Origin of the sequence: Bacillus sp. 7884-1, assembly GCF_002272245.1 — a bacterium.
Classification (GTDB): Bacteria; Bacillota; Bacilli; order Bacillales; family Cytobacillaceae; genus Neobacillus.
Genome location: NZ_NPDD01000048.1, coordinates 1 through 25182 on the forward strand (window position 1 = coordinate 1; position 25182 = coordinate 25182).

Genomic DNA, 25182 nt, shown 5'->3' on the forward strand with positions numbered 1-25182 from the left:
TGGACCCATTTTGGCGGGTAAGAAAAAACAACATAATTCTGTAACAACTTTTTAGCAGGTATCCTTCAAGCCAAGGAGGAATTAGTGTAAAAAAAGAAAGGAATGTTGCGAATGATAGCGAAGCCTTGTGTGCAGCCGCCTTGTATTGAAAAGTATCAAATCCTAATAAGGAGGTTGGCGGAAAATGAGTTAGTAAAATTTGATATGGTGACAGACTATAATAATCGGCTGACAGGTTTTCTTGGAGAAGAATCCGTCATGAATTTTCACTTAGAGCCAATTTCGGATCTCAAATTTCAAATTTACCATGATCTCCGCTTATTCCACGGCAATTATTACTTCCAAATTGATATCCTTATCCTGTGTGCATATTTTGCCATGGTGCTAGAGGTGAAAAATTGGGCTAAAGATTGGCACTTCGACAAAGTTCTTCACCAGACCATGGTTGATAAGAATGGGAAAATGGAAAGAACGAAGAATCCTGTTTTCCAAGCAAGGCTGCAGGCGTTTAAGTTGAGGGAATGGCTAAAGCAGCATAATATTACCGGTATGCCCATTCAGTATCTGTTCGTCAACAGTAATGAAAAGTCCAATATCATCATTCAAGACGATAATAAATACAAATGGAATGTTTGTAATAGTGAATACCTGCTAGAAAAGATTGACCAAATAAACAACGATTATAAAATTGAATTATTAGATGAAAAAGAACTGCGAAAAATAAACAAGCTCCTATTATCCAATCACACTCCTGAAAAGATTGACCTTTTACAAAAGTATCATTTAACATCCAATCAAATTCTGACAGGTGTTCACTGCCCAGAATGCAACTATTTACCAATGAACTATTATGCTGGGACGTGGAAGTGTCCAAAGTGTCGATTTCAATCAAAAACAGCCTTCATAAATACACTCCATGATTATCTTCATATCATTAATCCCTCAATCACCAACGCTGAGGCACGAAGATTTTTACAAATCAATTCACCGAAAATGGCCCATCACTATTTAACGTCAATGAACTTAAATAGTACAGGGAAATTCAGGTCCAAAATTTACCACCAATAAAAAACCACCGCACAACCCGCGCAGTGACTACAATTTCCTCACGAATCCAAGCATCTTCCCTAACCTCATAAATCGACCTTTAAACAACGCACCCCGAATAAAATAAAAACATACTAGGATCCCGGTGACGTCTTTTACGAGGTCAATCCAGGACGCTGAGCGGTAAGCGTAGAAGGATTGGTGTATCTCATCTGTTAACCCGTAGAGACCTGCTAGGACGGCACAGAAGACGTTGAGACGCGCAGTGAACGGACCCATCCGTGTGAGAAAGGCCAAAACTAGTAATACATATAGAATGGCGAACTCTATTAAATGCAGAGATTCCTTAATGGTCCGGTCGAGCGTGGAATCGGGGATTTCGACAAAGTGATTGGATGGAAGACTCGACATGATCCAGATGGCTCCCATATAGAATAAAGGCAGGATTCGCAAGATCCATTTGAAGACTTTCATAAAAATGTTCCTCCAAAAAAATAAATTTTTAACAATGATGCATAAAAACTTCGGTACTTTCAAAAAATAAGTGGAAAAAATTTTTTGACTAGTGTATATAATTCTACTTATCTGTTCAGAATGATTGCTGAGGTGATGAAAATGAGAGAGGAAGAAAACAAGCGATCTTCTCAAGGTTCCAGCGTTAAACGCTTTTTCAAAAAGCGTTGGGTATTTCCAGCCATTTATATTGCAAGTGCAGCAATCATTTTGACAGGTGTTCTTTGGTTCCAAGGCAGCGACAATGCAACAGACAAATACGATTACGAGTCTTCTGACCTAACAGGTAAAAAGAACGATGCTCCAGCACTTGAGGTTAACTCAAGTCTAGAAAACCTGAAAATGCCAGTGAAGAATCCAATGGAGACAACAGTCAAAATGGAATTCTATGATGACAAAGCAAGTAAAGAAAAACAAGAAGCGGCTATAGTAGTTTACAACAATAATTATGAGCCGCATACTGGTATTGACTTTACATCCAAAGATGGCGAAACTTTTGATGTAGTATCTGCCCTAAGCGGGAAAGTTACTAGAGTCGAAGAAGATGCTACCCTTGGTAATGTCATTGAAATTGAACACGATAAAGGTATTATAACAAAATATCAGTCGGTTAAAGATGTGAAGGTTAAGGTTGGCGACAAAGTTAAGCAAGGACAAGTTCTTGCCATGGCTGGACAAAGCTTGTACCAAGAAGAAGCTGGAACGCATGTACATTTTGAAATCCGTAAAGATGGTATCCCAGTAAATCCAACTGACTTTTTTAACAAACCAGTAAGCGAATTACAGGAAGAAACTGCAGCGGATGAAAATACAGAAGATAAGAAGAGTCCGAAACAACAAATGATTGAGGACCCTGCAAGTGATGAGTCAACTCCATCAAAGGAAGAAACTCCTTCAGATGAAGATGCTCCATCCAAGGATGAATCTTCTGAGTCAACAGACAAAACAAACTCTTAATAATCAACAAAGGGGAAAGGGGAATCTACCTTCCTCTTTTTTTGTGTTCTTTTGCCCACGTTTTATTTGCATAAATATGGTAAACTGGTGGAAAAAGGAGGGATCTTTTTTGAAAAAAATAATAGGACTGCTGGTGATGCTTGTTCTCTTCGCGATGGTGGCGCTTGGCTGCGACAAGGAACCCACGCCGCAGGATCGATTCGACGCATACATAAAGCTATGGAATGAGCAAAAGTTTGATAAGATGTATGACTACCTTACAGAGGGCTCCAAAGAGGTAATCTCGAAGGAAGACTTCACCACCCGCTATCAAAAAATCTACGATGACCTACAAATTACAGACTTCAAGATATCCTTTGATAAGCCAGGTGAAGAAGAGCTGGCCAAGGATCAAGACAGTATTACATATGATTTTTCCGCTTCTATGGACAGTATCGGTGGACCTATCGAATTTACACACAAGGCTAAGATGAAAAAAGAAGAACGTGATAAAAAGAATAACTGGTATGTGGACTGGAACACAACATATATTTTTCCGCAATTGAAGGATGGCGACAAAATCGGGATTAGCAACAGTAAGCCTAAGCGCGGGCAAATCTTTGACCGGGCAGGAAATGGGTTAGCTGTGAATGGACAAGTGTATGAGGTTGGGGTGGTCCCTGGAAAGCTTGAGGGGCAGGAGGAGGCTGTTATTCAGCAATTATCCAACCTGTTAAAAATGACACCTGAGCAAATCAACAAAGCACTTAACGCCAGCTGGGTGAAGCCCGATTTGTTTGTGCCGTTAAAGAAGATATCGCTGGACGATACGGAGCGTATCGCTCAGTTAATCGCCTTAGAGCCGGTGCAAACCAAAAAGGTGGAAGCACGGATTTATCCCTATAATGAAGCGGCGGCTCATCTAATCGGTTATGTCGGCTCGATTACCGCTGAAGAGCTTGAAAAGGTAAAGGATAAAGGCTATACAAGTAATGACGTGATTGGAAAAAGAGGGCTTGAGGAAGTCTTTGACGAGCAGCTTAAAGGACATAGCGGCGTGAAGATCACGATTAAAAAGCCGGATGGAGCTACAGAAACACTAGCTGAAAAGCCGGTAGAGGATGGGAAGGATATATCGCTTACCATCGATATCGACCTGCAGGCAAGCCTGTATGCCGAGCTTGTTGGTGAGGCGGGTGCAGGAGCAGCGATAGACCCTGTGAGCGGTGAGACGCTGGCACTTGTCAGTTCACCTTCGTTTGATCCAAATCAAGCCACCCTGGGCTTCTCAGGCGATGAGTGGAAACAACTTCAGGACAATCCGCAAAAGCCGCTAACGACCAGGTTCAACAAGGCCTATGCACCAGGTTCAGTATTTAAACCGATTACAGCTTCCATTGGGCTCACAAACAAGATCATCACACCAGAGCAAACGATGGAGATTAAGGGATTGAAATGGCAGAAGGGTGCCTCGTGGGGCGACTATTTTGTGACGAGGGTTCATGAAGCCAACCCTGTTAACTTAGAAAAAGCGATGGTCTTCTCGGACAATATTTATTTCGCGCAAACAGCTTTGGGAATCGGGAAGGACCCATTTATAAAGGGACTAAAGGAATTTGGCTTTGAGGAAGAATCGAATTATCCATTCCCGCTTGAAAAATCAACCATTGGGAATTTGGATAAAGAAATTTCTTTAGCAGATTCAGGATATGGTCAGGGGCAGATTCAAATGAGTATCGTTCATTTGCTCGAAACCTATACACCATTTGTAAACGGTGGAAATATGGTTAAACCTAGTCTATTGCTTGACGTTGAAAAAAGTGAGAAAACAGTGGTTTCACCTGAAATCTCCACAACGGTTTCTTCATTGTTAAGGAAGGTCGTCGGTGACGCGGATGGAACGGCGCATTCAGCTAATATCGCAGACTATCCACTAGCCGGAAAAACCGGAACAGCTGAAATCAAAGAGAAGCAGGGCGAAAAAGGAACGGAAAACGGCTGGTTCATCGCCTACAATTCCGACTCTCCGGGATTAATGGTCGCAATGATGGTAGAAAATGTCCTAGGTCGCGGCGGTTCTCAGATTCCTGTGAAAAAAGTGAAAAATGTCTTTATGCAAATAAAATAAGCCAAAACAGAAACCAGCTGCTGGTTTCTGTTTTTTTTTACGTGTTAGGATATTTAAACTAGAACTAGAAAAAATACTAGTAAAAAGACAGGAGAACCAATTTGTCCGAAAATCCTCAAGCCCGAAGATACAGAGCACATTTATCTCAATTTACGACATCTGTTCTTCAAAAAAAGAACCCATGGATAGTTGCCTTTTTTGCCTTTTCTTATCCTGGTTTTGGCCATCTATTACTGCACCGCTATATCGCTGGGTTTATTCTAATCCTCTGGGAAATGTTTATTAATGACATGGCAAACGTGAATCTCGGAATTTTATATACACTGACCGGTGACTTTACGAAAGCCAAAGAAGTAATGGATGAACGCTGGCTTATGCTTTATGTAGGAATCTATATGTTTGGAATCTGGGACAGCTATCGGACCACGGTGGACTTAAACAAACAATATATATTAGCCGATCACGAGGATGCCTCCATTCGTCCGACTACCATGGGTGCATGGGATATAAACTTCATGGATAAGCGTATACCCTGGGTCGCCGTCACTTGGTCCGCACTATTCCCAGGCTTGGGTCATCTTTATATCCATAAAGTGATTTCAGGATTTTTTATTTTTGCCTACACCGTTGCCATCATGTATTTTGGTCATATTCCAGAGGGAATTCAGTTCACCATGCTCGGCAAGTTTTCGGAGGTAAAAAAGGTTGTAGATATGCAGTGGCTCATCTATCTGCCATCCATCTATTTTTTTATACTTTATGATGCTTATCATTCAACAGTGGATTACAATCTACTTTTTGAAAATGAAATGAAGAAATTTTTACGAGAAAATTATCAAAAGAAAAAGTTCATATTTCCGTTCTGAAAAGGTGAGATGAGTGGATGTTTGTTATTGCGACGTTTGAAAATTCTCTTTATATTGAATTAGCCATTACAGCACTAAAACAGCAGGGGATTTCAAAGGAATTAATATTAGCGGCCCCGCTTGATAAGCGTAAGGAAATGAGGGGGTTGTTTGATACCATCCACAAATCAGATGGATTTAGTCTGTTTGACGGACCTGCGATTTTAGGAACCTGCTTGATGCTGCTCGGTGCGATTTATGGGTATGTCCTCGAATGGGGGCCGATTCTATGGGGGATTATTGGGGCGGTTTCAGGTTTGCTGTTAGGGTTTCTATTGAAAATGCTTCTTCTCAGGAAAAATAAAAGAGGGAGTGGAAAAATCACATCAGAAATTGTCCTCATGGTTCGTTGTGAGGACCACAAATGGGAACAGGTAGAAAAATTATTATGGGACCACTTTGCTCTGGGTCTAACAAAAATATAAAATACCACCTCTTATTTAGGGGTGGTATTGGTATTTTTCAAGGTCAATGGTTCCGTTCAATCCAATTTCAATTCCTTCACTTTCGAGCGAGAAAAGCTGTTCATGGTAGGATTCATCGTCCTTGAGGGCGATTTGGCCTTTGGAATTAACGACACGATGCCAGGGAAGATGGTGCTTCCTGCTCATCGAGTGCAGGGCTCGAACGACCTGCCGTGCCGCACGAGGGCTTTCAGCTTCTCTGGCTATTTGTCCATAGGTCATGACTTTGCCTTCAGGGATATTTTTAATGATTTCTATGACTTTTTCTGTAAAAGGCTGCATATTTCGAATTTCCTTTCAGTCTAACTTCCCCCATTATATAATATTCTGTTAGAAAGACAGTGAAAAAATTATCGTTGAAACAGTGTAATAGGGTAAAAAATCCATAAAATGAACAAAAATTATTATTTTCAATAAAATTTTCATTCGACATTTACTACTGACAAATTTCTCAGGAAATAATCTAAAAGGCTCCTTATTTCCAAAATAAACCTATATATCATGCGGTCTCTAGCTCTTTCGTCAAATTGTCGAACTGGTGGCAAAAATCAATTGAAATGTCTGATTTTTCAAATAATTACTGAGCAGCCTTGTCCTTATTGTACATTTCGTGCATATTCCCGTATCCAAGCTAATAAAATGGTTACAAACCTTTACAAAGAGAGTGTTAGAGGTGAAGAGTCGTTTGAGGCTTTTGTGGATTCAGTTGGGGACATGATTATTCATTATATTACCGCATAATTGCATAAATGGTGACAGGCACCGTGTGCAATTTGTGGATGCAGTATTTCGTCTTAGTGATAAGCGGGTCTCATTTCGCACTTCTCACATCCAATTTAGGGAGGGCGAGTGGTGTGCACGATTACATCAAAGAGAGAACTATCAAGATTGGAAAGTATATCGTGGAGACGAGAAAAACGGTTCGTGTGATAGCGAAGGAGTTTGGCGTATCCAAAAGTACTGTCCATAAAGATTTGACAGAGAGACTTCCTGAAATAAATCCTGAACTGGCAAATGAAGTAAAAGAGATACTAGATTATCATAAATCGATCAGACATCTCCGGGGTGGAGAAGCGACAAAGATGAAATATCAGAAGGAAGAAAAAGAGGGTGAGGCCGTTAAATAGGCCGACTTTCAGAAAATCTCTCGTGAAAAAGAAAAAATGTTTTGAAATGGCCATTTTCAAGGACTTCTTAGTGCATTCTAAGAAAGTCGGGGAAAGGGCCATTTTTAATGGCCAAAAAGGCAGCATTCTCTTTCAATAAATTTTTTCCGACAAATTTCTACGTTTTTTGTGTTAACAGTATGGAAATTTTAAGGAATATGATACAATTAACAATTAGGAAAGTATGACCGTTTCAAGGAGGAAAGAAAAGAGAATGTTTGCTAGGGATATTGGGATTGATTTGGGAACGGCTAACGTGTTAATCCACGTAAAAGGCCGCGGAATTGTATTGAATGAGCCATCTGTTGTTGCAATAGATAAAAATACGAATCGTGTTCTGGCAGTCGGAGAAGAAGCTCGCCGTATGGTCGGACGTACACCTGGGAACATCGTCGCGATTCGTCCGTTGAAAGATGGAGTAATCGCTGACTTTGACGTAACAGAAGCAATGTTAAAACATTTTATTAATAAGCTTAATGTGAAAGGCTTTTTATCCAAGCCGCGTATTCTGATTTGCTGTCCAACGAACATCACAAGTGTGGAGCAAAAAGCAATCAGAGAAGCAGCTGAAAAAAGCGGCGGAAAGAAGATTTACTTAGAAGAAGAGCCGAAAGTGGCAGCGATTGGCGCCGGGATGGATATTTTCCAGCCAAGCGGTAATATGGTCGTTGATATCGGCGGCGGAACAACGGATGTAGCGGTTCTTTCAATGGGCGATATTGTTACTTCATCCTCCATTAAAATGGCCGGCGACAAGTTCGACATGGAAATCCTCAACTACATCAAGCGTGAGTACAAGCTATTGATCGGTGAACGTACATCTGAGAATATTAAAATCAACATTGGTACCGTATTTCAAGGATCACGCTCGGAAGAAATGGAAATTCGCGGACGAGACATGGTCAGCGGCATGCCGCGTACGATTACCGTCCGTTCAGAAGAAATCGAAGGTGCACTTCGTGAGTCTGTGTCAGTTATCGTTCAGGCTGCAAAAAGCGTTCTTGAACGTACACCGCCAGAACTATCAGCAGACATTATCGACCGCGGCGTTATCTTAACAGGTGGCGGAGCATTACTTCACGGTATTGATGCTTTGCTGGCAGACGAGTTAAAGGTTCCGGTCCTTGTGGCTGAAAATCCAATGGACTGCGTGGCAATCGGAACAGGTATTATGTTAGACAACATTGACCGAATTGCGAAAAGAAAACTTGGATAACAGGTAGGACATCTTACCTTATAAAAGTCTAATGACCTCAAAAATCATTGGGCTTTTTTATTTGGTGAAAATTTTGTACAAAGGGTACTGGGAATCGGCACGAACCTCAGTATCAAATAAGATTATTCGCCACTTTTTGCCATGGAAATACTTTTTCTGCAAAAAATTACTGCTAATTCCCTCCTTATTTTATAAAATAGAGTATAATATTAGGTAAAATGAAAAATCGGGCAAATTAAAGGTCCATTACTATATAGAGGATTTCGGTTAAAGGGGAATAAGAGATGTCAGTTAATCATCTAAAACAGGTGAAGACGAGGGAAGAGCATAAAAAGACAAAAGAAGATGGGCGCAAGGCTGTAGAAGGCACAACCACTCAAAATGCTTCTAAAGTCAAAAGTGCTCAAAAAGCCCGAAAAGCTGAAAGTACGAATAAGAGAATTCGAATCCGCCTTATTCCAATTTGGCTGAGAATTGTCTTATTGGTCATTTTTACTGGCGTTTTTGCAGTTGCAGGTGCCACGGTTGGGTACAGTGTGCTCGGAAATGGAAAGGCCGGAGATGTCTTAAAAGGGTCCACTTGGACACATATTATTGATTTAGTTGAAAAAAAATAATCGAGGAAGGGCTCACTTGCCCTTCCTTTTTGTATACTCTTAATAGTAAAATGTATGTATCTGTTCCTATGAGGAGGTACTAAAAATGTTAGATGTAACACAAATAAAAGAAATCATTCCCCATCGTTATCCATTTTTGCTCGTAGATAAAATTTTAGAAATAGAAGAAGGGGTAAGGGCTGTTGGGATTAAAAATGTAACAGCAAATGAAGAATTCTTCAATGGCCATTTTCCTGATTATCCGGTAATGCCAGGGGTGCTAATCGTCGAGGCGCTTGCACAGGTTGGTGCGGTGGCTGTATTGAAAAAAGAAGAAAATCGCGGGAAATTAGCCTTTTTTGCAGGAATTGATGGCTGTCGTTTCAAGAGACAAGTAAAGCCAGGGGATCAGCTTCGACTTGAAGTCGAAATTATTCGCCTGCGCGGACCGATTGGAAAAGGTAAAGCGGTGGCGACAGTGGATGGTGAAATCGCCTGCGAGGCTGAAATCACTTTTGCGCTAGGAAAATAATCGGGGGAATCCTCCCGGTTTTTTTTTTTTGTAATAGTCCTAAAAAACTTGGGGAAAATAACAACAGACCAATAAACGGGTCAATATTTTTCCTATGGAAAGGGGCTTTTACATTTGAAGAAAAAGCTGTTTTTATTGCTAGCAAGTGCGCTACTATCAGGATTTATGTTAGCAGGTTGTAATAATAATGATGATGATCAAAATCCACCGCCGCCGGTGAACGATGAAGTCGATACACCACTTGATGATGATAACAATCTTGATGGTAACGACAACAACGGTGATGATGGATTAAATAACACCAATACTCGTTTCAATAATGATAACGACAATAACGGGTTAAACAATAGAAACACTCGTTATAACAACAACGACAGAAACACTGGTACTGACAAAGACATGATGAGAGACAGAAACACAAATCGCGAAGATATCATCGAAGACGACCGTGATATGAACGACCGCGACAATAAAGACGAATAGAGTACATGGGGCAGGCTGAATCAGCCTGCCCTTTCATTATTCGTGTTTAAATTTTAACTTCGGTTTACTTTTCATTTTATCCTTGAATTCTTCGAGTAAAGCCTGACCGCCAAGCCCTTTTTCAAGCAGGCTGTCGAGTAGTAACTCAGAATAATCACTCCTGTTTCGGCGCAATTGACCTTCGAACAGGACACTAATATGTTTTTCAAATTTGTGAAGTGAGGCAATTCTCGTTTGGAAATAAGCAGGTGCGTTTTCGCGCTTCGTAATCACCGCTTGTACGATTACTTCACGGCTTTGCTCGTGGACTTCCTTAAAGTAATCATACAAGGATAAATCCGTATAGGCCTCAAGCAGCCAGCTGGCACGTTCGTTTTCTTTGTTGATTATTAGTCCATCTTCTAATGGAATTTCCACTGTATTCCCACCGTCAACAACTTCCAAAGCGACTAACTTAAAGGTTTTCATCAGCGTTACCTCCGGTTTCGATTCTCGGGTCACATTTTCTAAATTATAACATATTCGTACTAGAAACAAATGTCGAAAAATATTTGTCGCATTTTGCAAGTTAGCACTTTTGTAACAAAAGGCCTTCCAAACTCGGTTTTTATCCTAGATAAAATCATGAATTTGATGGTAGAACCTCGTCGGAAATTTTCGTATCACAATTTTACAGGAAGGTTCCTGAGGGGCTATGATTAAGCCATCAAAAGGAGAGGAGAATGGGTATGATTAATCAAGTCACAATCGTCGGAAGACTCACAAAGGATCCGGAGTTAAGGAAAACAAGTGAAGGGCTGTCGGTAACGTCTATCACCTTGGCTGTTAGCCGTCAATTCCGAAATCAGCATGGGGAAATTGAGGCGGATTTCGTTCAATGCACCCTTTGGAAAAAGGTAGCTGAAAATACTGCCCAATACTGTCGGAAAGGCTCGATCGTTGGAGTAACAGGCAGGCTGCATTCGCGGCAATATGACAATAAAGAGGGAAAAAGGGTTTATGTGACAGAGGTAGTAGCCGAATCGATTCAATTTTTAGGTGCAAAGCCCAACATCACACCAGCGGGCCCCCCTCCGGTTACGGTTTCCGTTACGAAGGAGGAGCTGCCGTTTTGACAAGTCGTGATGATGTAGCCGCCAGTTTAGAACAGCTGCTTGAAAGTTTGATTAAAATGGTGGGTCGGGCCAATCAGAATAACGACCAACTACAAAAAAGAATGATCGAGATGACTCAAAACACAGAGAGTCTGCAGAAAAGAATTAGTCAGCTAGAATGGATTATGAAAGGGCAGCTAAAGGAACGAGATTACAGCCCTGTCAGAAATTACCCCACACATCCTCACACACACTCACAATCTGAAATTCACGATCATATCTCAGTTCACTTTTAAAAAAATAAAATCCATGTTCTACAATATCTTGAATTATTTTGGTGAAACTAAAATCAACTTTAGGTATCCTTTTGAAAATTTTTCCCCGAAGTTAGAGTATAGAAAAGCTATCACTCTCCAAAATAATCCCCAATCTCCGGCCGAGCAGCGCCGGAATTTTTTTATCTATTTTTCGTATAAATTTTATCCAACAGGGTACAATAGTAGAAAACCCCCTGTGTTTTATTTTTCAAGGCCGCTGATACTAGATCAGCGGCCTATTTTTTAGATATTTTTATGTCTTTTACTAGCTTTAATCTGACAGGTTAATAAATCGATAAAAAATGCTCGACGCTTGCTGATGGAAAAAAGGAGTTATGATATTATTGTCGAATAATAAATGTTGATGTAATTATTTGTCCCACTGGAGGTCAATAAAAGGATGCCAAACTCATTAGTTTTTATCGGGGAACGACCGAGTCACATGGAGATGCAGATCAAAGGTAAACCGGATTTCTACGACGCTATCTTACTATCTAAAAAATCCCACCACCCATCTTCAAACCTTTCCTACCATTCTATCCCTCTTCACCAATCAAGAGTTACCATCCACATACGTGAGAATAACTCCCAATTTAACTGTTATCACCAATCCTTACAGCTAATCGAAGGCGAGAACCAAATTTCCGAGGAGGAAGCTTACGATATCTTCACAAACTTTGCGATTATGGAAGACAACAAGGTCGCATTCTTAATGCTTTCAGGAAGTAAACGAATCAGATTACGAGAAAAAGTGGAACCAAGGGTCTTGTTTGCGTGTGAAAAACAGAAGTGAGAGCTTTCATTCTTTAAAATCGGTGAAGCACAAACAAAAAATAATTTAACAGATTTGCTGGAGATTCATTTCATTGAATTTCCAAAGTTTGAAGAAGTCATGTATTATTTGAATAATCCACTCCATTGCTGGCTGCTATTTTTAAAAGATGATGTTCCTGATTATATTTTAAGGGTGGTCTTGAGGATGGATGTAATTAGTAAAGCTGAGGAAAAGCTGACAATGTTAAGCGCTGACCCTGAGACGAGAAAAGAGTACGAACGGCGGGCAAAGGCTCTATCCGATGAACGGAGCAGGTTAGAAGATGCGAGGGAAAGTGGTTTTGAACTGGGTATAGAGAAAGGCATGGAAATGGCATGGAAAAAGGCATGGAAAAAGGCATGGAAAAAGGGATATTAAGCGTAATTCAAGGTCTTTTGTCAAAAGGAATGCCACTTCATGAAGCCGCAAAGCTTACCCCGTATACCGCAGAGGAATTGAGCAGTATGTTAGTAGAAATGGAAGAATAGCCTTTAAGCATTATTAATTTTCCCTAACCAGGAGGTGGTATCGGTGAATATACTAAATCTTGCAGCTCTCGGCCTGCCATTGGTCATTTTCATTATCGTTTTAATTGGTTTTTTCAAGATGTTCGTATTAAAGAAAAATGTTACAGCAAATTACACACCATTTGATGAAATTACAGGGCAATCACCCATCGTATTCCACCAGGAGCATGAAGTAATCGCCGAGGATGAGGATCAAGGAGAGGGAAAAAGGACCACATCCCTGGAAAAATGATTAACCATATCACATATATTATTACAAAAGAATGACAAATTTTATCGAAAGGGCTCCGGATTTTTTCGGAGCCCTTTTTACGCTGTTCTTATATCTTTCACATTTAGACTAAAACATTTCATATGTAACATATTACGACCCCTTTTCCCCCTTTGCGCGTGCACAAATCGCATAACCCATACCATCAACTCGCGTAAGTATTTCATTTAGAAATAAATACTGTCCACTCCACACGTACAAAAGGGGCAAAATGTCCACGAGTGGTGACAGGCACCGCACCAATTACCTATATTTTTCATCTGTTCACATTGTTTTCCACTGTTATATGACAATTTGTGATAGAGTTTTAATATTTCTGTAATATAACTGGTACATTGGCATGGTATAAATAGATTAATAGAGAAGGGGGAAGCGTATGCAACTTTTAAAGCGTATGATTTTCATGGTTCTAACATGCGTATTATTGGTGTCAGGTACCGTTGTGGCACATGCACAATCAAGTAAGGAAGCTTTACATAGTGTGGAGCAAGAGCTTGAACAAAAGGCGAATGAAAAGAACTCTATTAACCAAGAAATTGAAAAGATTAAAAGTGATATGGAAGCTTTACAATCTTATATAACACAAAATAGAGAAGCATTGGCAGGAACTCAACAGAGAATCGCGGAAACTCAACAGCAAATCGAAAAGAAAAAAGAAGAAATTGTCGTACTTCAAGATAAAATCCATAATCGTAAAGATGTAATGAAAAGCAGGTTAGTGGCCTTGCAAGAGGATGAAAAACTGAATGTAGCCATCAATGTCATTCTAGAATCTAAGAGTGTGGCCGATCTTATTCAACGTGCAAGTGCGGTAACGACCTTGTTTAACGCTGATAATGATATTATTAATGATCAAGAAAATGACCTTGCGCAAATTGAAGCAGACAAACAAGAAATTGCTAAACATGAAGAACAACTGGCTGTAGAAAAGGAAACGCTTTCAAAACAGCAGAATGAACTGGCCTTAAATTTACAAAAGAGACAAGAATCATTAACGGTCATGCAGCAAAAATACAGTCAAGTTGACCAAGAAATGGCTGGAATTCAAGCTGAGTTGACAGCAGCTCAAGAGAAAGTTCGCCAAGAACAAGAGGCTGTAAAAGCAATGAGTATTGCTAATACACCTGCTGCTCCTGCAGCTCCGGCGCCAACGGGTACAGAAATGTATGTAACTTCGACTGCCTATAGCTGGCAATCTTCAGGAAGTATTACGTACATGGGCTATAATATTAAAGAAAATCCAAATATGAAATTAATCGCAGTGGATCCTTCTGTTATTCCATTGGGCTCAAAGGTATGGGTAGAAGGATATGGTGTCGCAATAGCAGGTGATACTGGCGGCGCCATCAAAGGACATAAAATAGATGTATTAATGCCAAACAATGCACAAGCATACGCTTGGGGCAGAAAAACAGTAAAAGTTGTCGTTTTACAGTAGCAATAGAAAAAAGAGATCTGACATCATAAATCGATGTTAGATCTCTTTTTTTGTTTTATCGGATAATGGAGCGAAATTATTTCGCTTACCAAGGTAATGTGCGCTCATATATATGGCGATTTGGATGGGAACAGAGTAGGTATAGCGCCAATTTTTTGGTACATATACACCTAACCAATCAAAGACAGGTTCTCCAACATAAGAGGCTAGGAGTGCAAAGAAAATGGCTTTAAACCAAGGATTAACGTGAGGTTTTACTTGCAGCAACATAATTACCGCAAGGGGCATTAAGGTGACATCCCAGGGAAAGTAGGAAGTACAGGAATAACATGAAACCGATAATGCCAAAAGCCAATTTGGTCTCCTACTATATCTAATAGAACAGAAATCGTCATGATATAAAAAGCAATATACAATAATCGGTCCGTACTTTCCTTTTTCCTTAAAACAAACCAAATGATCCAAGGTAAAATTGTTAAGGCCAAGCCCATCCACCACAAACCAGAAAAAAGGACATGGTCCAGCCAGATATCAATTTTTTTATCAATTAACCCTTCAATTTGGTTTTGATTACGGTCAAGAATTTCAACAACTTTCTCCTTATTCGCCATATCATTACCTCTTAACTTTTTACATTCCTCACATTAGTATTAATCCCAATCCAAAATGTATGCCTTCAAAAAAAAGAAAAAGGTGCCTGTCACCACCGACGGTGGTGACAGGCACCAAATATACATCACTGTATAATCAACCAAATTACTCCAAACCACCACAAAACTACTACCCTAAATACACTAAATCTTTGAGTTCGTCTGTGGAGAGTTCGGTGATCCAGTTTTCGCTTTGGATGATTTGGTCGTTTAGGTGCTGTTTTTTCTCTAGCATGGCGTCGATTTTTTCTTCTAGTGTGCCGGTGCAGATGAGTTTGTGCACATGAACGAAGCGGGATTGACCAATCCGATACGCTCTGTCCGTGGCTTGGTTTTCAACGGCCGGATTCCACCAGCGATCATAGTGAATGACGTGATTGGCCGCTGTCAGGTTCAGCCCGGTTCCTCCCGCTTTCAAGGATAGCAAGAACACAGGGAACTCTTGATTTTGGAACCGCTCAATCATGACATCACGCTGTGCTTTCGGTACACTTCCGTTCAGGAACGGTACCTCTACACCAAATTTCTTCTTGATGGTGGCACGAATCATTTCGCCCATTTCAATATATTGCGTGAAGATAAGACAGCTTTCGCCTGAGTCTAAAACAGCGTCGACCAGGTCGACAAGCTTCTCAAGTTTATTCGAGCGATCGAGGAGCAGTCTGTCAGCTGACTTTTCTTTCAGATAGAGAGCAGGGTGATTACAAAGCTGCTTTAACCGGCTGAGCATTTGCAGGATTAGCCCTTTACGCTCAAAGCCAGACAGCTTTTCAATTTCGGCAAAAGTATCACGGACAAGCTGCTCATACAACGAAGCCTGTTCCGTTGTAAGTGGACAGTATTCTTTTTGCTCCTGCTTGTCAGGAAGATTCAGAGCAACCTCTTCATCCTTTTTCGTCCTCCTCAATAGGAATGGACGGATTAAAGACTGGAGTTCATTAACCTTCTCCTTTTTCTCATCCTTCTCAATCGGAATGACGAACTTTTTCTGGAATTGCCCTAGGCTGCCGAGATAGCCATGATTGGTAAAATCAAAAATCGACCACAACTCGGATAAGCGGTTTTCCATTGGAGTCCCCGTTAAGGCAATATGATGACTAGCTCGCAGCCTCCGAACTGCTTTCGACTGCTTAGTCCCGGCATTTTTAATATTCTGTGCCTCATCAATGGCAATGGAACTCCAAAGTTTTGACTCAAACTCCTCCGTGTCCATATGGCTAAGTCCATAGGAAGTCAGAACGACGTCAGCATCCTTGATTTTTTCCGAAAATGCATCTTCCTTCAGTCGGTTCGAACCATAATGCAAATACACATTCATTTCTGGAGCAAACCGTTCAAGCTCCTTCTGCCAGTTACCAAGAACAGAAGTAGGGCAAATAATTAACGCTGCCTTAACAGGTATTTTTGAAGTAGTGTCCTTTTCCTTAGAACCTTTTTCAGAAACAGCTACGCCTTTGGTGCCTGTCACCACTTCAGATGTCTCCATTTCCGGAAGAGCACTGATTTCATCTTTTACCTTCAAGAGGTACGCGATTAATTGCACGGTTTTCCCAAGTCCCATGTCATCGGCGAGGACTGCGCCAAAACCATATTGTCGCAGGAACCAAAGCCAGCTCATTCCCAGCTGCTGGTAGGGGCGGAGTTCACCCTGAAGTCCTGCGGGAACCTCTTCCAGCGGAATCTCATGTGCTTCAGAAAGCTGTTTTATCATTTTTTTCCACTGGCTGTTCAATTCTATTTGAATTCGTGCGAAGGCTTTTGGATTTTCGAGTTCATCTTCAGTTGGAGGAGTCTCGATCAGCTCCTGCTCAAGTAAATCCCTTACATGTAAGCCCTCTTTCTCAGCACGTTTCATCAAATCCTGAATTTGTCGAATAAAGCCTGGATCGAGCTTCACCCAACGACCGCGAATGAACACAAGTCGACGTTTTTCTTCGACAAGCTGGCCGAACTCTTCTTCGGAAAAGTCGACACCGTTCATGGAAAATCGCCAGTCGAAATCAAGCATTGCCTGCAGCCCGACAAACGACGGGCGGTGGCTGGATGATCCTTTTAATGACGCCTTCACCTTCAAATTAGCATTCTTCATCGCCTGCCACCAGGAAGGAAGCAGAATTTCAACGTCCAAAGCTACAAGGGTTTCACTGGCCTCCGTCAAAAACATCCACGCTTCTTCCTCTGTGAGCCCAGACTTCAATGTCACTCCGTCCTCACTCAGCCAGGGAATTAATCGAGCCCAGCGGCTTTGCTCATTGTCGACCCTCTCTAAATAGGGCTTCCACCGGGCAGGGAGCTTTGCATCCAACTCATATACATCATCGACATTTTTCTTACCACGCAAAAAGACATCCAGGTTCCAAGGGCCTTCTCCGTCTAATGGCTCCTCTAACTTCAGCCCAATCGTGAAGGGAGTATCGCTTTCCTTTATACCAACCCATTCGAGCCAGCTGTCCTCATCAAAATACCTTGCCAGCTCAGCGCCAGAAATGTTTTGTTTTCTCAGTAATGCAAGCTTCGGCCCAAATAACTCTTTCATCGAAGCGTTTCGTGTTAAATAGGCATCTAGGGCATGATCATATAAATCAGAGATGAATTCATGTACGGATCCAGAAGCTTCTTCTTGTGGATCAACTTCCTGTTCCCAAAAAGAAGGATCGAACTCATCCACCACCCTGACAGGAAGCTGCCAACGGAAGTCGCCATTTTCCCAAACAGAAAAGTCCGGCAGCCAGTCTTTCTCGAGAATCCCTTCATGAAGAGCGTGAGCGGCAGCTAAACAAATTTCCGATTGTTCACTCCAATCCCAGTCAATAAACCGGTTGAAGGACTCCTTCGCAAAAAGAGAGACAAGGTGCCAGCCTGTGACTACAACACCTTCGATACCACCCACAGACTCCGTCTCCAGAAGCGTGCCAAAAAAGCTCTCTTCATGGCGGCCGAATAGCACATTCTTCCACTCAGAAGGCGGCAGACCATACCCGTGCTCATCCTCGGCAGCCAGAAGATAACGGCCATCCTCCAATTTAATAGTCAGAAGCTTAACAAATCTAGTCTTCAGCATCGTAATGTTACTCCTTTTACTAGGGTGGGGTATGTGTAAATTTGAAATATAGGGGCTGGGACTTCCAAATATTGTCTAAAAGTCCAAAACCCATTAAAAAAAGTCCAAAACCCTATGAAAAAAGTCCAGAATCTCTCTAAAAAGGTCCATAATCCCTAGAAAATAGTCCAAAACCTCTCGAAAAAAGTCCAAAACATATTATAAGCCAAATCCACCTAAAAATAGTGTAATATCTGGGGGGGGCTGTCCGCCTGAGGTGGACAGTGTCCACGAGTGGTGCCTGTCACCACAGAAAGACAGTGTCCACGAGCGGTGACAGGCACCGATCCAGGCACCGACCCACCTTATTCTTCTATAAGTTTGCTCCGTTTGCATTCTTCGTGGAAGGCGCGGAGTCTTTTGGTTTTTTCCATTAGGGTGTCGAGGAAGTATTGCCAGTCGTCGACTCTTTTGGTTTTTTTGTAAAGGGTGCGCAGTTTTTTTAGGTGTCGGACGGCTGCTTTGTAGCTGGAACGGTTTTTTTGATTGATCTCGTTCAGCGCGGATTGGTGCAGCATTCCAAGCAGTACTTCCGGTTTTTCCTTTTCAATCACCTTGACGCGCTCCCTCGGCAGATCATAGAAATTCCATCCCATGAATGCCTGTAGGTCGCCCCATTTGTCATATTGCTTTCGTTCAAATAGCATATATTCATATTCTGTATAGCTGTATGGCAACGTCGCCAGCATCATCTTTTCGTACAATTCTACCTTCCCGTTTTCTGAAATGTACGGGGTGATCGCCTTAAGGGAAGACCGGGTAAAAGACGCACACGAATGATAGGCGCGCAAAAAGTCTAAATAACCTTTTAGTTTGGCTGATAACAGCTCGATGATAGGGCCAACCCGTTTCCATGCTTTTGTCTGTGACAACAGGTCAATCCAATGAAGCAGATAGGGTGTAATCACCTTATCGTCCATTTTATGAATCAAATCTAATGCCAGTTCATCCTTTTGCTGCAAAAAGCTAATGTGAATCCCGGCAATCATTAACGGATTCGGGTTCTCCCATTCTTGCAGGGATTTCATCCGTTCGTTAATATTTAAGATTTCCTGCTCACGCCATTCCTTCTTTTTAAAAAGGTTCGTCCAAAGAAGACGATAGAGATAGATTCGTTCCTGCTCCAGCCCCGATGACGCTGTCAAAAGCTCAAACACATCATCCTTCAATTGTAAAATAAACTCGTCGAAGTCAAACGGAAGTGATTGAACACCAATCTTTAAGACGAGCTCATCGGCATCCTCGATTAAATTATGGAACACAGAGAGGTATGCGCGTCTAACGACATCCTCTGCAAGCCCCGAATTCTCGGTTAGAACCGCGAGTTTTTTAAATGATACAACAATCCCGACCATTTCATACAGCAGGCGCCACTCTTGTTCAACCGGAGCACTCGCCTTTATCCGCCGTTCGTAAATGTTGAACAGTTCAGCAATAATAAAAGGACTCGAATACTTTTTCGAGTTCAAAATCGTATCGAAGCTCACTTCAAACGATTCAACCCAGCGCCGATAATCAGGCTTCATCACACCGTTCGCCTTGATCAAATCCTTTGCCTTTTGAAGCCCCCAGCTCGCAACGTCATTCTTCTCCTTCATCGGTTCCCGCCACTCGGCAACCCAATCAGCGACGCTTCCGACCCTGCTATATGCCGCAAAAAACACGGCCAACTGATGGCGGCAGATGCCCTCATGAGGGCACGTACAGCTGCTAAACGACAAACGAGCAAAATTCAGTTTCACATAGCAGGGTGTCACATCCTGCACCATTGCCGTAATTTGAGCATTCCATATTTGTAATTGTTTGACCATCCCTTGCCGGTAAAGCATTAAGCCCTTTTGTATAAGCTTCACATCATCGGCAGCATGCGGATGGAACAATTCTTTAATCTCTTCAGCGAGAAGTTCAATCCGTTCGTTAGCAGTCGTTGCTCCCAAAGCCACGACCCCCTTTTTTAGAAAAATCCATATTCCTATATTATACCCAAAAAATGACCGTTCGAGGAGAGAAAAAGGGATTTCTATTCAACACAGGCTTTTTTTGTAAAAAAGATCCCGGTAATCGTGGTCGCTGCCCTATTGGAAATATCAATTGTCTTTATGAAAAACCGGTTATGTACCGTTACGTGCGATATTTAAGTTTTAAGTGCTAAATCCAAGATTTACGTGCTGAATTCCAGATTTACGTGCTGAATTCCAAGTTTATGTGCCAAATTGCCAATTTACGTGCCAAGCCCCAAAATGGATCCACCCAAAAAAAAGTCCAGGCATGTATACATCGCCTGGGCTTAGTTATTTTCCATTTCGGTTGTTATGGTGACGGTTGGAGTTTGTCCCAATTGATGTGAGACATATTCAAACAGGTGTGTGAGGTAGTCCTTAAGCTCGAACCCTTCTTCATTAGCAAATTGTGATAATAGCAATTTAGATTCTTTCATTCTACGTTCCCCCTTAAATTACTTTCTACCATCATTCTTACCAATCTATCATTCTCTTATACATACAAAAAAATCTGGTTCCAATTACCCGCGTTACTCATTATACCGGCATAACTAAAATCCCAATTTCTGTGAATTTTTATCAAAAACTCCCAAACTCAAAAGGAAAGGGAGTACTATATGAGAAAGAGAGGTTGGGCACAATGAGAACTAGACGTGAGTATAAATCCCCTTATGCAGCAGCGGTATGGTCAATGGTTTTACCGGGTTTTGGACAACTTTATAATAAGGATTACATCATTGGCTTTGTGTTGATTGGTTTTGAATTCCTTATTAATTTATACTCAAACTTAAATCTAGCTCTTGTATACTCATTTACTGGCGATTTCGCCCGGGCTCACAGTGTCATTGATTACAGCTGGGGCATGTTCTACCCATCGTTATATGCTTTTTCAATCTGGCAGGCATTTAACGCAGCCAAAGCCCACAATGACAAGGACCTTGATGGAATGCAAAAAAGAACCTACCATACTGGTTTTTCCATTGGATTGGTGGTTGGAATGGATTGCGGGCTATTTTGGCATGATTTTGAGTTTTTTGATCAGTTTAAGATCCTAAGCATTTTGGATATGCCTGTTTTTAGTGGACTCCTTTTTGGACTATTACTAGGAATGCTCGGAAATTTTCTTGAAAAAACAATTTACCGTCAAAAAAGGCAACCAAAACTCCAAAAGGTAGAGTAATTAATCGTCACTTGATTCATCATCGGGAGGGTCTAGTTCCCCGCAACAATTACGTTCTACATTTCGTAATCTTTGGTTCAATCTTTCAAGCCTACGCTGTAGTTGTTCAATTTCACGTTGTTGCCGTTCATTTTGGCGCTCAAGTTGATTAACACGGAGCTCAAGTTGTTGTGGTTGAAAGAGGATAACATCATCGTCACTTGCTCGTAGTCCCATCCGTTTCACCTCGTTGTCCACTTACAAGGTATGTCCACAACAGGGAATTTGTCACGGCAGTCCACGCAAAAACCAGCCCCAGCAGCGCTAGGACTGGAAAATCGATTATAAATTTTCTACTGAATCTATCTCTTCGGTAACCCCAGGTTCCTGTGTTTTGTCATCAGAAGCAAACCTTTCCAAGCCACCCGTAGCACAGAACAAAACCAGCGCAATAAACAACGCAATTAAAACTTTTTTCATCGAAATGATCCCCCAGTTATTTCCTGTATCTCTACTCAATTAGACGTAAGTAAATGGTAAAAGGTTCCATAAAATCAATTGACAAAATCTGCAGGATAAAAAATTCTAGCTGAGGAAAGCTTCAGTATGTTGCTTTTCAAAAATCGATATGGTATATTACTTTTCGTGCAAATGACCAATTTAGTATTTTAGTCATTTTTTTAAAAAGTGAGGTGAGTGGATGTGGCAGTGATTGATCGTAAGAAGTTGATTTTGGAGGCGGCGGCTAAGTCTTTTTCCTTGTATGGCTATAAGGCAACGACGATGGATCAGGTTGCAAAGTTAGCCAATGTGGGGAAGGGAACCATCTATACCTTTTTCAAAACGAAGGAAGAGTTATTTGATGAAATTATCAATTCACTTATCGCTGAAATTCGATTTGAAGTCGAAAGCACGCTTGATGAGTCGGCATCGATTCTTGAAAATGTGAACAGGGTGTTAGACCGGGTTCATGTGTTTAGAGAATCACACCAATTGACGATAAAATTGATTCAAGAAGAGCGTGATATGGGTACGCAAACGGTTACCGAAGCCATGCAAAGGGTAGAGCAGTCCATCATTCAGTACATGAAAGCCATCATTCAAAAAGCAATCGATAAGGGTGAAATTAAATCCTGCGACCCTGAGGTCACGTCTTTTGTGATGCTGAAGATGTACTTTTCCTTGGTGAATGACTGGCAAAGAAACCATCCACCATTAAAAAAAGAAGAAATAGCAAAGCTCTTTGAACTTTACTTACTAAAAGGCTTGTTAACCTAGATAAGTCTTTTATTTTTAACAAAAAATGACCATATGAATAAAATGGTCACTAATTAACGAAGAAAGTCTGACTGTTTGAATAAATAGTCACTATTTTTTAAAATAAAGATGACTAATTGAACAAAATGGTCAATTAGGTAGGGGGAAAACAAACATGAAGGGATCTTCATTTAAAGCAGAATTAAAAACTATCCTATCCAATCGAAAGGTGCTCATTCCCATTATTGCGATCCTCTTTATTCCCGTTCTTTATGCTGGAATGTTTCTATGGGCGTTTTGGGATCCTTATAAATATTTAGGCGACCTGCCTGTGGCGATTGTGAATCAGGATGAGGGTGCGGAACTCGAAGGGCAAAGGCTTGAGATCGGGGATGACCTGGTCAAAAATCTGAAGAAAAGTAACACGTTTGATTTTGACATAGTGGATAAGAAGCAGGGATATCAAGGCTTGGAGGATCAAAAGTATTATATCCTAGTGGAGATTCCGAGCAATTTTTCAAAAAATGCTACAACCTTGCTTGAGGATCAGCCTCAAAAGCTAGAAATTAAATATGTTCCGAATGAGGGGGCAAACTTCCTATCGGCGCAAATTGGTGAAACTGCGATGAAGGAAATCAAAGCGGAGATTTCGAAGGAGATTGTCGCAACCTACTCTGAAAGCATTTTTGAAAAAGTAACGCAAATGGGGGAAGGGTTAGACACAGCGAGTGAGGGAGCCGGCCAGCTCAACGAGGGTTCGGTAAAACTCAATGAAGGTGCTGGACAAATCAAGGAAAACCTTGAGCTGTTAGCAAGTAAATCGATTGAATTCGAAGAAGGCATGAATAGTGCGGCGACGGGTTCCAATGAAGTTGCCAAAGGGACAGCAGCTATCCAACAAGGGCTACAGGAAGTAGACGAAAAGCTGCCGCAGTTGGTGACAGGCACCGAAAAAGCACAAGCGGGAGCACAGCAGATAAAGGAAGAGTTACCAGCTGGAATTGCGGCTGAAATCAACTCACAGTTAACAGGAAGTTCAGAAAAGTTGAATGCTGGTATCAATCAATTTGAAACGCAGCTTGGGGCGGGATTATCTTCACAGATTGCTGATCAAATGATCGCGCAGCAAACAGTTAAAATGAAGGAACTTGCGTCAGCTTTAATCGCAAATGGTGTTCCAGCAGAAAAAGTAACAGCCATTATGGAACAACAAGCTGCACCAACCAAGGAAGAAGTTCAACATCAGGTTTCACAAGCGATCACGCCTGGATTGCACCAGGGATTCACGCAATTTAAAACGCAGGTAAATGGACAATTGCTTGGGGCAACAGCAGGTTTAGAATCGCAATTGAAAAAACAAACGGACCCCGTGTTTGACCAATTAATTAGCGGAATCGGCGAAATCAACGCCAACCAGGTGAAATTGCAGCAAGGAATCCACCAGCTTTATTCAGGTTCAGCCTCACTAAATGCAGGTGCCAATCAACTGACATCTGGGATGGGAGAATTAACGGAGGGTGCCGGCAAAATAACCGAGGGTACTGGTAGGCTTGCGGAGGGTTCTACGGAGTTACAAGAAGGTACAGAAAAACTTCAGGATGGCACCTCAGAATTAAACGAGAAGCTAGCGGCCGGGGCTGAAGCGGCAAATAGCGTAAAAGCAGATGATGATACGTATGATATGATGGGCGAGCCAGTGAAGGTGGATAAAAATGAGATTAACACCGTGCCAAACTACGGTACCGGCTTTGCTCCTTACTTCATCTCACTCGGACTTTTCGTAGGTGCACTTATCATCTCGATTGTGTTCGGTCTAAGAGAACCAGCCGTCAAACCAGCTACAGCAGCACAATGGTTTATCGGTAAATTAGGAGTTATCACGATTATTGGCGTGCTTCAAGCATTATTAGTAGATCTTGTGTTGCTCGTAGGATTGGGAATTGAGGTACAAAACTTGCCGTTGTTTATCGTGACGACAATTCTTACAAGTATGGTATTCGTTACATTAATTCAAATGCTCGTCACTTCCATGGCGGATGTTGGTCGATTCATTGCGATTCTCATCCTGATCATGCAATTAACGACAAGCGCGGGAACCTTTCCACTTGCGTTAATTCCAGAGGCGCTGCAGCCATTCAACGCGTTTTTCCCAATGACGTACAGTGTCCAAGCGTTTAAAGCTGTCATCTCAAGCCGCGATTTTGCTTACATGTGGCAAAACAATTTGATCTTGCTAGCTTACAGTGCTGGCTTCATGGTTGTGACATTTACCTACATGGCATTTACGTTCAAAAGGAAACAGGGCAGTGAGGTAATGCTTGAACAAGTAGCATAATAGGAAAGGAACACCGGGTTCGTGGAGGCGAACCCGGTGTTTTTTTGTCCGTTGATTTTGTTAGGCAGATAAACAAGGGAAATATGCAGGTAAGAGGGAGCATTATGCAGGTAAGAAGATATAATCCGCAGGTGAAGGAATCATTTTGGAAGGTAAGAAGATTTTGGATAAAAAAGGTAATTGAAAAATGGTAACTTGTTCTATAATGAACGAAGAATACCGAGCTTAATATCG

General features: G+C 41.5%; 30 protein-coding genes. 20 read left to right on the forward strand and 10 right to left on the reverse strand.

All coding sequences use genetic code 11. The features are described from left to right. The first annotated feature begins 111 nt into the window (after nt 1–111). Nucleotides 112–1068 (forward strand): nuclease-related domain-containing protein, encoded by a 957-nt coding sequence (locus CHI06_RS06335; protein WP_179292543.1) that lies wholly within the window; start codon nt 112–114, stop codon nt 1066–1068. 27 nt (nt 1069–1095) lie between these two features. On the opposite strand, the gene CHI06_RS06340 is transcribed toward CHI06_RS06335, so the two are convergent. Next, entirely contained in the window at nt 1096–1521 is a 426-nt protein-coding gene (locus CHI06_RS06340; protein WP_095247584.1) for a VanZ family protein, read from the reverse strand. Nucleotides 1522–1662: 141 nt separating this feature from the next. Here CHI06_RS06340 and CHI06_RS06345 point away from each other — a divergent pair, with 141 nt between their 5' ends. From CHI06_RS06345 to CHI06_RS06360, 4 genes are all read left to right on the forward strand, one after another. Further along, entirely contained in the window at nt 1663–2517 is an 855-nt protein-coding gene (locus CHI06_RS06345; RefSeq protein WP_095247585.1) for a M23 family metallopeptidase, read from the forward strand. Nucleotides 2518–2626: 109 nt separating this feature from the next. Continuing rightward, a complete protein-coding gene (locus CHI06_RS06350) occupies nt 2627–4624 on the forward strand; it encodes a penicillin-binding transpeptidase domain-containing protein (protein WP_179292544.1) in 1998 nt (665 codons plus the stop codon). Between the two features lie 101 nt (nt 4625–4725). After that, nucleotides 4726–5490, forward strand: coding sequence for a hypothetical protein (locus tag CHI06_RS06355; RefSeq protein ID WP_095247586.1), 765 nt, complete (start codon nt 4726–4728; stop codon nt 5488–5490). 17 nt (nt 5491–5507) lie between these two features. Beyond that, nucleotides 5508–5954, forward strand: coding sequence for a hypothetical protein (locus CHI06_RS06360; protein ID WP_095247587.1), 447 nt, complete (start codon nt 5508–5510; stop codon nt 5952–5954). A 15-nt stretch (nt 5955–5969) separates the two neighbouring features. Here CHI06_RS06360 and CHI06_RS06365 read toward each other — a convergent pair whose 3' ends face one another. After that, nucleotides 5970–6275: an MGMT family protein gene (locus CHI06_RS06365; RefSeq protein WP_095247588.1), complete on the reverse strand. Its 306-nt coding sequence runs from the start codon at nt 6273–6275 to the stop codon at nt 5970–5972. A gap of 572 nt (nt 6276–6847) precedes the next feature. Here CHI06_RS06365 and spoIIID point away from each other — a divergent pair. The 5 genes from spoIIID to CHI06_RS06395 all read left to right on the forward strand — a co-directional run bounded on the left by spoIIID (nt 6848) and on the right by CHI06_RS06395 (nt 9986). Beyond that, entirely contained in the window at nt 6848–7120 is a 273-nt protein-coding gene (gene spoIIID, locus CHI06_RS06375) for a sporulation transcriptional regulator SpoIIID (protein WP_007086083.1), read from the forward strand. Nucleotides 7121–7373: 253 nt separating this feature from the next. Further along, nucleotides 7374–8375 (forward strand): rod shape-determining protein, encoded by a 1002-nt coding sequence (locus CHI06_RS06380; protein ID WP_095247590.1) that lies wholly within the window; start codon nt 7374–7376, stop codon nt 8373–8375. A 284-nt stretch (nt 8376–8659) separates the two neighbouring features. Next, the gene (locus CHI06_RS06385) at nt 8660–8992 is read left to right on the forward strand and encodes a DNA-directed RNA polymerase subunit beta (RefSeq protein ID WP_095247591.1); all 333 of its coding nucleotides are present in this window, start codon (nt 8660–8662) and stop codon (nt 8990–8992) included. A gap of 85 nt (nt 8993–9077) precedes the next feature. Continuing rightward, on the forward strand, nt 9078–9503 hold the full coding sequence (fabZ, locus tag CHI06_RS06390; RefSeq protein WP_095247592.1) for a 3-hydroxyacyl-ACP dehydratase FabZ: 426 nt from the start codon (nt 9078–9080) through the stop codon (nt 9501–9503). Between the two features lie 114 nt (nt 9504–9617). Continuing rightward, entirely contained in the window at nt 9618–9986 is a 369-nt protein-coding gene (locus CHI06_RS06395; protein ID WP_095247593.1) for a hypothetical protein, read from the forward strand. Between the two features lie 36 nt (nt 9987–10022). On the opposite strand, the gene CHI06_RS06400 is transcribed toward CHI06_RS06395, so the two are convergent. Beyond that, on the reverse strand, nt 10023–10454 hold the full coding sequence (locus tag CHI06_RS06400; protein ID WP_095247594.1) for a YwpF family protein: 432 nt from the start codon (nt 10452–10454) through the stop codon (nt 10023–10025). A 260-nt stretch (nt 10455–10714) separates the two neighbouring features. On the opposite strand from CHI06_RS06400, the gene CHI06_RS06405 reads away from it, so the two are divergent. The 7 genes from CHI06_RS06405 to CHI06_RS30905 all read left to right on the forward strand — a co-directional run bounded on the left by CHI06_RS06405 (nt 10715) and on the right by CHI06_RS30905 (nt 14447). Beyond that, entirely contained in the window at nt 10715–11101 is a 387-nt protein-coding gene (locus CHI06_RS06405; RefSeq protein ID WP_095247605.1) for a single-stranded DNA-binding protein, read from the forward strand. Beyond that, nucleotides 11098–11376 carry a hypothetical protein gene (locus tag CHI06_RS06410; RefSeq protein WP_095247595.1) on the forward strand — a complete coding sequence of 93 codons (279 nt, stop codon included), beginning with the start codon at nt 11098–11100 and terminating at the stop codon, nt 11374–11376. The genes CHI06_RS06405 and CHI06_RS06410 overlap by 4 nt, the downstream gene beginning before the upstream one ends. A gap of 421 nt (nt 11377–11797) precedes the next feature. After that, nucleotides 11798–12190 carry a hypothetical protein gene (locus CHI06_RS06415; RefSeq protein WP_095247596.1) on the forward strand — a complete coding sequence of 131 codons (393 nt, stop codon included), beginning with the start codon at nt 11798–11800 and terminating at the stop codon, nt 12188–12190. 18 nt (nt 12191–12208) lie between these two features. Further along, nucleotides 12209–12589 carry a PD-(D/E)XK nuclease family transposase gene (locus CHI06_RS06420; RefSeq protein WP_095247597.1) on the forward strand — a complete coding sequence of 127 codons (381 nt, stop codon included), beginning with the start codon at nt 12209–12211 and terminating at the stop codon, nt 12587–12589. Further along, complete coding sequence (locus tag CHI06_RS30380) at nt 12571–12699, forward strand: hypothetical protein (RefSeq protein WP_257009177.1); 129 nt, start codon at nt 12571–12573, stop codon at nt 12697–12699. The genes CHI06_RS06420 and CHI06_RS30380 overlap by 19 nt, the downstream gene beginning before the upstream one ends. Nucleotides 12700–12742: 43 nt before the next feature. Continuing rightward, nucleotides 12743–12970, forward strand: a complete 228-nt coding sequence (locus CHI06_RS06425; RefSeq protein WP_095247598.1) for a DUF3951 domain-containing protein — start codon at nt 12743–12745, stop codon at nt 12968–12970. A 415-nt stretch (nt 12971–13385) separates the two neighbouring features. Further along, nucleotides 13386–14447, forward strand: a complete 1062-nt coding sequence (locus CHI06_RS30905) for a 3D domain-containing protein (protein WP_095247599.1) — start codon at nt 13386–13388, stop codon at nt 14445–14447. Between the two features lie 36 nt (nt 14448–14483). On the opposite strand, the gene CHI06_RS30390 is transcribed toward CHI06_RS30905, so the two are convergent. From CHI06_RS30390 to CHI06_RS29660, 5 genes are all read right to left on the reverse strand, one after another. Further along, nucleotides 14484–14735, reverse strand: a complete 252-nt coding sequence (locus CHI06_RS30390; RefSeq protein ID WP_257009178.1) for a hypothetical protein — start codon at nt 14733–14735, stop codon at nt 14484–14486. Continuing rightward, nucleotides 14735–15058 carry a hypothetical protein gene (locus CHI06_RS30395; protein ID WP_257009179.1) on the reverse strand — a complete coding sequence of 108 codons (324 nt, stop codon included), beginning with the start codon at nt 15056–15058 and terminating at the stop codon, nt 14735–14737. Before CHI06_RS30395 ends, CHI06_RS30390 begins: the two co-directional genes overlap by 1 nt. A gap of 169 nt (nt 15059–15227) precedes the next feature. After that, nucleotides 15228–18158, reverse strand: a complete 2931-nt coding sequence (locus CHI06_RS06440) for a DEAD/DEAH box helicase (protein ID WP_095247600.1) — start codon at nt 18156–18158, stop codon at nt 15228–15230. 344 nt (nt 18159–18502) lie between these two features. After that, entirely contained in the window at nt 18503–20134 is a 1632-nt protein-coding gene (locus tag CHI06_RS06445) for an SWIM zinc finger family protein (RefSeq protein WP_257009180.1), read from the reverse strand. Nucleotides 20135–20484: 350 nt separating this feature from the next. After that, nucleotides 20485–20634: a hypothetical protein gene (locus CHI06_RS29660; RefSeq protein WP_179292545.1), complete on the reverse strand. Its 150-nt coding sequence runs from the start codon at nt 20632–20634 to the stop codon at nt 20485–20487. A 203-nt stretch (nt 20635–20837) separates the two neighbouring features. On the opposite strand from CHI06_RS29660, the gene CHI06_RS06450 reads away from it, so the two are divergent. Next, nucleotides 20838–21377, forward strand: a complete 540-nt coding sequence (locus CHI06_RS06450; protein ID WP_095247601.1) for a DUF5683 domain-containing protein — start codon at nt 20838–20840, stop codon at nt 21375–21377. Here the strand turns inward: CHI06_RS06450 and CHI06_RS06455 are convergent, their stop codons facing one another. Both CHI06_RS06455 and CHI06_RS29665 read right to left on the reverse strand, forming a co-directional pair. After that, nucleotides 21378–21593, reverse strand: a complete 216-nt coding sequence (locus CHI06_RS06455; protein ID WP_095247602.1) for a hypothetical protein — start codon at nt 21591–21593, stop codon at nt 21378–21380. A gap of 105 nt (nt 21594–21698) precedes the next feature. Then, nucleotides 21699–21836: a hypothetical protein gene (locus CHI06_RS29665; protein WP_165979128.1), complete on the reverse strand. Its 138-nt coding sequence runs from the start codon at nt 21834–21836 to the stop codon at nt 21699–21701. Nucleotides 21837–22064: 228 nt separating this feature from the next. Between CHI06_RS29665 and CHI06_RS06460 the strand changes: the two genes are divergently transcribed. Together CHI06_RS06460 and CHI06_RS06465 are read left to right on the forward strand one after the other, a co-directional pair. Beyond that, a complete protein-coding gene (locus CHI06_RS06460) occupies nt 22065–22634 on the forward strand; it encodes a TetR/AcrR family transcriptional regulator (protein ID WP_306453801.1) in 570 nt (189 codons plus the stop codon). 154 nt (nt 22635–22788) lie between these two features. Next, nucleotides 22789–24948, forward strand: a complete 2160-nt coding sequence (locus tag CHI06_RS06465; protein WP_095247603.1) for a YhgE/Pip domain-containing protein — start codon at nt 22789–22791, stop codon at nt 24946–24948. Nucleotides 24949–25182 lie beyond the last annotated feature (234 nt).